This is a genomic window from Acinetobacter parvus DSM 16617 = CIP 108168 (genome assembly GCF_000368025.1).
Classification (GTDB): Bacteria; Pseudomonadota; Gammaproteobacteria; order Pseudomonadales; family Moraxellaceae; genus Acinetobacter; species Acinetobacter parvus.
Map to the genome: position 1 here is coordinate 397,663 of NZ_KB849211.1, position 7,222 is coordinate 404,884.

A 7,222-nucleotide genomic window follows, 5' to 3' on the forward strand; every position below is an offset into this window, starting at 1 on the left:
ACAAAAAATTATATAAAAATACCTTGTACAAGTTGTCCTGCTGCAACATTTGTATTAGGTGGAATTCTTACAATACAATTGGCTTGCATTAAATTACTAATCATATGTGAATGTTGTTTATTGAGACTTTTTACGGTTAATTTAGCTTGTTCAAAATGTGCTACCATTCTTAAAAAACGCTCCCTAGTATCTCCAACCAAGTCATGGCATATTTCAGCCTGAAACCATTTAGGTTGAGTTTTTTGACCTTGGAGGCTTGACAGTAAACATTCTGTATAAATCTGCATTCCTACATATACCGCAGCTGGATTACCAGGCAATCCTAGAAGATAGCAAGCAGATTGATTTGCTTTTTTAAATTCAGCAAATAACATTGGCTTTCCAGGTTTTTGTTTAACTTTCCAGAAAATTTGTTTAAAACCTAAATCTAGAGCAACTGGACGAATAAAATCATAATCTCCGACTGATACTCCACCAGTAGTTAAAATTAAATCATAATTTTGACTTAGATTATTTAGTAAAACTTTCAAATCTTCTTTATTATCTTCAACATGGTGTATTGTGACCTGTTGGTTACGCTGAGAAAACCACGTATAAATTAAAGGTGAATTAGCATCAAAAATTTTTCCTGAAGCTAAATCCAGTACACTTTCAGATACCTCATCTCCAGTAATAACCACTACAACTTTTGGATATTTATAGACAGTTACCTGATGAATTCCAGCCATACTCAAGGCTGCAATTCCACCGATTGATAATTTATCTCCTTGCCTACCTAAGCATTCACCGGCAGAAATTTCCTCACCGATGTCGCGGATGTTTGTATGTAATTCTAGATTTTCTAAAACTATAATATTTTTAGAATCTACATGCTGGACCATTTCTTGTGCGGCAACTGTTGTAGTCCCTTCTGGTATTTTTGCACCAGTAAAAATTCTTACGGCTTGACCTGTCTGTAATTTTAACTCTGTAGTTTGTCCTGCACGGATTTCACCTATTAATTTGAATTTAGTACCTACTTCAATATTAGAGTCACAGTAAAGAGCATAACCATCGACTGAGCTCTGAGGGAAAAAAGGAAGATTAACCTTCGAATATACACTTTTGGCAAGATAACGACTTAAAGCATCGGACAAATTAATATTTTCAATATCTAGAGGTTGTATAGTATCCAAAATTAAGTTTAAAGCCTGATCAACGGAAATTAAATTCTGACCTGAAATACAAGTATTCAATTTTGAATGATAGTTCATTAATAACCCCCTTGATGAGGAATATTATTTTGAATATCAAATAAATGTATTAATGCTGGTAAAATAGCTGTCAATGATTCAAGAGCCCCTTGTCTACTACCTGGTAATGTAACAACCAAGCTTTTATCAATATAGCCAGCAATTCCTTTACTTAAAGCAGCGTAAGGCGTTCTTCGTTGACCAAAACTGCGTGAAGCTTCCATTAAACCTGGTATTTCTTGTTGTAATAATGGTTTAATTGTTTCCACTGTTAGGTCTCTTTCACCAAAACCCGTTCCTCCCACAGTCAAAATTAAAGGATATAGATTTTGCTGTGCTTCAATTAATGCTTGAAGTTGTTCCGATGAATCAGGAATCACTTGAAATTTAATGTCATGGAAATTTGCTTTTTTTAAGATATCTACTACAGTCTTACCAGCTGTATCATTTTTTTTCCCCATTGAAACATTATCTGATAAAACAATTACAGATGCCTTCAACGCTTCTTTTAGCTCATATTTGAAATGAGATTTACCGCCTATTTTATTAAGTAATTTAATATGATTTACACTAAGCTCTTCTGGCTTGCAGTGAGGCTTTAACATATCGTATAAAGTCAAACCTGCTACACTCACAGCTGTTAAAGCTTCCATTTCTACACCAGTTGAGGCAATAGTACTAACTGTAGCAATAATTTCAACATGTGTAGCATATGGCTTAAATTCTAGATCGGCTTGATAAATGGGCAAAGAATGACAGAGTGGGATTAATTCATCAGTCTTTTTAGCTGCCATTATTCCAGCAATACGAGCAGTCTTTAGTGCATCCCCTTTGTCTGTATTCCCATTAATAAGCAACTCAATACAATGAGGTGGTGCATGTAAAATTCCTATAGCTTTTGCTTCGCGGTAACTGTCAATTTTCATCCCCACATCTTTCATTTTTTTATCCATCAAAATTTTAAATTAAAATGGCTATATATATTTAATAATATAGCTTGCTTGAAATAATATTACATATAACTTAGAATAAAAACAAACGTTTGTTTTGCCCTAAAGGATTATGTTATGAGTAAAAGTGCAGACAGAATTATCTCAAACTCAATTACGGTCTTTAGAGATAAGGGATTCAATGCTACTACTGTTGGTGATATTGCATCGGCAACTGGCCTTCTAAAGGGAAGTTTATATAGCCACTTTGCTAGCAAAGAAGACATATTATTAGCAGTTATCGATGCGGTGGAAGCAATTTTTTTTGAATATATTCAAGATAATGATTCCAAAGATATTCAAGAAATTTTAAGCAGAACAGCTGATTTTTTCGTACAACAACAATCTTGCCTAATGGCTAACCTTTTGGCTGAAAGTCTTCCCGAATCTGCACACACAAGAGTTATAAATTTTTTCGAGAATTGGAAAAAGCTTCTAATAAATTCGATGAATGAAAAAATAAATTTGGAATCCAAAAGTACTTTTGCTGAGGATGTGATTTCTTTGTTTGAAGGAAGTGTAATTATGATGAAGGTTTCAAAGAATCCTGATGCTGTTCATCGTTGTCTAAATACCTTAGTTGAAAATTATAACTCTATATCCGCCTCTACTCTTTCAATTGATGCTAAAAAAATTAAAGACTCATATGACTTTAGAGAAATATCTGAAAATGGTAATGACGACACCTTAGTGTGCGACATTTTTGATTTTGATATCTCTGAAAAGAAGTGACTTTTAAAACTCTATAATTGGACTTTAAATATTATGAACCTCATTGATGAATGTTTACCAACGTTAGTTAAAAATGCAAGTTTGCTATCAAAGAAGACCATTCTAAGTAACAAAGATAGAAACCTGATATTAAAGGAACTAATAGAGGAAATTAGAAATAGGAGTGATCAAATAATAAAAGTTAGTGAAGAGGATTTTGAAATTGCTAAACAGCATACTTCCGATGAGTCCTTACTAAACCGCTTAAAATTTGATAAATATAAAATAGATAGTTGTATTAAAGGATTAAATCAATTAATTGATCTAGATGATCCAATTTCCCAAAAGGAATTTGTAAGGGAGCTAGATGATGGCCTTACCTTAATCAAGCAGTCTTATCCAATTGGGGTAATTGGCGTTATCTTAGAAGCTAGACCTGATGCCTTTTTACAAATTGTTGGAATTGGGATTAAAACTAATAATTTCTTAATTATAAAACCGGGAATGGAAGCCCAAAGAACTTGCGGCTTTTTGATGGCAATTGTTCATCAAATACTTTCAAGAAAAAAACTACCTTTAGAAATAGTGACCCTTTTACATGCAAGATCTCAAATAGATCAATTATTAAAAGAAGATCAGTATATAGACTTGATTATTCCTAGAGGGTCAAAAAAATTAGTCGACTACATTCAAAATAATACAAACATACCCGTTATGGGCCATGCAGATGGTGTGTGCCACATTTATGTTGATCAAATTGATAATGTTCAACAGACTTTAAATATGATTATGGATTCAAAAGTCCAATATCCAGCTGCCTGTAATGCAGTAGAAACTCTTTTAATTAAGAAATCTATTGCTTCCGAATTTCTTCCCCAGTTAGTCAGTCAGTTAGATCAATCGCAAGTCAGTATATATGCAGATCAAGAAGTGTCTAAGATTGTTAATAGAGAATTTTTAACACCTGAATCATGGTCTATTGAATATGGTGATAAGAGTATTAATTTAAAAATTGTAGATGATACCAACGAAGCCATCAATCACATTAACACTTATGGGTCACATCATACGGACTCAATTATTACGCAAAATTCTATAAATGCTGAAACTTTCATGCGTCAGGTAGATTCTGCAAATGTATATCATAATTGCTCAACACGATTTGCTGATGGGTACCGTTACGGCTTTGGAGCAGAGGTTGGAATAAGTACAAATAAAGTCCTTCCAAGAGGTCCTGTTGCAATAGAAGGCTTAACCACTTATAAGTATCACTTAATTGGAAATCTACATATTGTTGATGATTATATTAAGGGGTTTAAAAAATTTAATCATTCTCCCCTTTAATATTATTGAATTGTATCGACTTTATCGGAGCTAAGTTTATTTAAGTTAGTCTGCATGATGGTTTCATTGTACAAAGTTATGCTTAAAAATTTATGCAGCAATACACTTCTTAAATGGAGAATCTTATAATTAAACACTAGTACTCTAAATGGCACTGTTGCAAATAACCACGAATGATAAGCTAAAAACTGTTTCAGCTAAAAGTGTAGCCTATGAATCCTTTCCATGGTCGGCATTTTCAGGGTGAGATCATCCTTTACGCTGTGCGCTGGTATTGGCATAATCCTACAGATCTGAGCTCATGGCATATTGATGAAACTTATGTAAAAGTAAATGGACGATGGTCTTATCTGTATCGTGCAGCCGAACAACATGGCTATACCATTGATTTTTACCTTTCATCTAGACGTAGTGCCAAATCAGCCTATTGTTTTCTTGGAAAAATTTTAAATAATATGAAGCAGTGGCAAATTCCACGGGTGATCAAGACGGATAAAGCACCCACATATGGAGGTGCTTTATTACGGTTAAAACAGGAAGGAAAATGTTCACCAAACCTTGAGCACAGGCAGGGAGGGAGTGTGATTGAATCAATAAATAGTGACTCTGACAGTCTTTCATTAAGGCAAAATGTAAAGCATGTAGTGCCAATCGATGTGCTCTGATGAGATAAACCATTCGTTGGTAACACGGTAAATATCAAAAGTGTTGACTATGATTGTGCTTTAATGAAAAGAATAATGCTTTGAAGTTATTTAAATTACAGCATTTAGACCAAATAGCGATAAATACAATTTCTGAAATTTTCAATTGAGAAGACTGTATTCTAAAACGCTTGTTGCTGTCTTTTAAAAATTCCCAAGTAGGTTGCTTCAAATTTCTGAAAAAAGTCATCAATCATGCAGAAGAAATATGTAAAATCGAACATGGTAGTTGAAGGCGTAGGTTATGTGGTAACTCCCTAATTGTTTTCAGCCACCTTTTTTTCAAGTCAATTTCTTATGCGCGATTCAGGTTATATAGATTTAATTAAATTCTTGCATAGTCTGTTTCCTCCATCCATCAACTGCAATATTATGTTTTCCTATAGAGAGATCAGTTGACCATTTTTCCCAAAAATCGACAGTGCCACTATTTGGTCTTTGAGAAGGTTCAGAGATTCTAATTCGTGTTGGTAATAAACTAGCATCTCCTACTACTAGAGCTTCACCCGTGTCCAATACGGGTAGTAAATCTCCAAAGCTACCCAACCCATCAGGAAGCAGTCGTCGCACAACAGCTTGATCATCACCATTGGTCAAACGCATTGCTATCAAGTTATTACACTGACTTAATACCGTTCTATTGACCTCTGATGGGCGTTGGCTAATAACCACTAAGCCCACGCCATATTTTCTACCTTCCTTAGCAATACGCTCAAATATTTCAACAGAAATTTCATTAGCACTGCCTGATTGATGGCGCTCAGGAATATATAAATGTGCTTCATCACAAAAAATTGCAATAGGATGTCTATAGCTAGACTCAGTCCATTGTTGAACAAAAAATATAATTCGAGCTACTAAACTAACTATTAAGGGTAATATATCGGAAGGGACTTCAGAGAAGTCTATTATTTTCACCCCTCCTGTTTCACTTAGCTGGTCTTTTGTTCCAGCAATTAGGGAAATAACTAGTTTCTCAAGCCATTCAAAGCACATTGTTTCCTCAGTGCCTTTAAATATAAATCCTAATCTTCTATCTGTAAGCTTATTCTCAAGCCGTTGAATTAATCTGCTTAACTTTCCATTAAACTCTCCGGCTTTTTCAGTTCCAGCTCTCACACCTGCTACCATTTCTGTATTTAAACTGTGAAGCTCTTGTATAACTTGATTTATGCAGAATGGAATTGGACTATCTATAGTAAAATTGGCTAAAATTTCTGTATGACCAGTGCTTTCTAAATATGTTCTTTTTGCGTTTACTATAGCTCTTGACATTATCATAGTCTGATTAGGTGCATTCTGATCACTTCTATCAACGAACATTGATGTCATAGCTTCATAACCAAGAAGCCAATAAGGAAGAAATAAAATTCCTTTGTCTAACTTTCCGGACTCCAAATCATTTGGCCCTGCAATTTTGTAGTGATTAAATCCATCGCCTTTTAACGGACTATATTCACCATGAATATCAAAAACTATTGCATTAGCATTTTTTAAACCAGCAACCTGTTCTAATACCCGTGCAGTTGTCCATGATTTACCTGAACCTGTACTACCTACAATAACGGCATGACGTTGAAAAAATTTATTTCCATTAAGATAAGCATCAGCTGCTTCATCCAAAGTATAGTGCCCTAGAGATAATTTCTGTGAATATCCAGATATATTGGCAATAACACGCATAAAGTTAGTTAATCTTTCACCCTCTAATGAAAAACAGTTAGCATCAATTTCAGGTACGGTTTCTAGAGTTCGATGAAATACATTTTCCCTAACACCTAAACGATCAATTAACGTTCCAATTAATGCTATTTTAAAGAGGTGGATCAGGAAATTTGAACAACAGCTATAAGTGATATTTTGCTCCCCAAATGATGTTATAAACATCGATATAAGGAGTATTTTATGGCACGTAGACCAAGAAGAAATCATTCAAATGATTTTAAAGCTAAGGTAGCACTTGCTGCGATTAAAGCAGAAAAAACACTTGCTGAATTGAGTGCTGAGTTTGATGTTCATCAAAACCAAATTATTGACTGGAAAAATCAATTGATCTCAGCTTCCTCGCAAGCTTTCGATCAATCAAAAGCTCCAACAGAACCACCCATCGATCTAAAAAAACTACATGCAAAAATCGGTGAGCAGGCATTAGAAATTGATTTTTTAGAAGGTGTGTTGAAGAAACTGGGCCGCTTCAACCACAAAAGTTAATCGACGACTCACTTCAGATTTCAGTATCTAA

At 34.4% G+C, this 7,222-nt stretch carries 5 protein-coding genes and 3 pseudogenes; 4 read left to right on the forward strand and 4 right to left on the reverse strand.

The genetic code is table 11. The annotated features are described in order from the left end of the window. Nucleotides 1-8: 8 nt before the first annotated feature. Together F988_RS04005 and moaCB are read right to left on the reverse strand one after the other, a co-directional pair. Nucleotides 9-1,253, reverse strand: coding sequence for a molybdopterin molybdotransferase MoeA (locus tag F988_RS04005; RefSeq protein ID WP_004681219.1), 1,245 nt, complete (start codon nt 1,251-1,253; stop codon nt 9-11). Next, nucleotides 1,253-2,173: a bifunctional molybdenum cofactor biosynthesis protein MoaC/MoaB gene (gene moaCB, locus F988_RS04010; RefSeq protein ID WP_004681220.1), complete on the reverse strand. Its 921-nt coding sequence runs from the start codon at nt 2,171-2,173 to the stop codon at nt 1,253-1,255. Before moaCB ends, F988_RS04005 begins: the two co-directional genes overlap by 1 nt. A gap of 126 nt (nt 2,174-2,299) precedes the next feature. Between moaCB and F988_RS04015 the strand changes: the two genes are divergently transcribed. The 3 genes and pseudogenes from F988_RS04015 to F988_RS04025 all read left to right on the forward strand — a co-directional run. Beyond that, nucleotides 2,300-2,953: a TetR/AcrR family transcriptional regulator gene (locus tag F988_RS04015; RefSeq protein WP_004681222.1), complete on the forward strand. Its 654-nt coding sequence runs from the start codon at nt 2,300-2,302 to the stop codon at nt 2,951-2,953. A 33-nt stretch (nt 2,954-2,986) separates the two neighbouring features. Then, on the forward strand, nt 2,987-4,276 hold the full coding sequence (locus F988_RS04020) for a glutamate-5-semialdehyde dehydrogenase (RefSeq protein WP_004681224.1): 1,290 nt from the start codon (nt 2,987-2,989) through the stop codon (nt 4,274-4,276). Between the two features lie 212 nt (nt 4,277-4,488). Continuing rightward, nucleotides 4,489-4,848 (forward strand): annotated as a pseudogene (locus F988_RS04025) (DDE-type integrase/transposase/recombinase); the annotation flags it as partial. Here F988_RS04025 and F988_RS15365 read toward each other — a convergent pair. Both F988_RS15365 and F988_RS04030 read right to left on the reverse strand, forming a co-directional pair. Then, nucleotides 4,841-5,204: pseudogene (locus F988_RS15365) on the reverse strand (IS982 family transposase); the annotation flags it as partial. The pseudogenes F988_RS04025 and F988_RS15365 sit on opposite strands and share 8 nt — an antisense overlap. A 97-nt stretch (nt 5,205-5,301) precedes the next feature. Then, nucleotides 5,302-6,867, reverse strand: coding sequence for an ATP-binding protein (locus F988_RS04030; RefSeq protein ID WP_004681226.1), 1,566 nt, complete (start codon nt 6,865-6,867; stop codon nt 5,302-5,304). Between the two features lie 18 nt (nt 6,868-6,885). Here F988_RS04030 and F988_RS04035 point away from each other — a divergent pair. Then, a pseudogene (locus F988_RS04035) lies at nt 6,886-7,222 on the forward strand (transposase); the annotation flags it as partial.

Excerpts from the sequence above, each read along its gene's own strand:
- F988_RS04005 (WP_004681219.1), bottom strand. The coding sequence starts at position 1,253 with ATGAACTATCATTCAAAATTGAATACTTGTATTTCAGGTCAGAATTTA.
- moaCB (WP_004681220.1), bottom strand. The coding sequence starts at position 2,173 with ATGAAAGATGTGGGGATGAAAATTGACAGTTACCGCGAAGCAAAAGCT.
- F988_RS04015 (WP_004681222.1), top strand. The coding sequence starts at position 2,300 with ATGAGTAAAAGTGCAGACAGAATTATCTCAAACTCAATTACGGTCTTT.
- F988_RS04020 (WP_004681224.1), top strand. The coding sequence starts at position 2,987 with ATGAACCTCATTGATGAATGTTTACCAACGTTAGTTAAAAATGCAAGT.
- F988_RS04030 (WP_004681226.1), bottom strand. The coding sequence starts at position 6,867 with ATGTTTATAACATCATTTGGGGAGCAAAATATCACTTATAGCTGTTGT.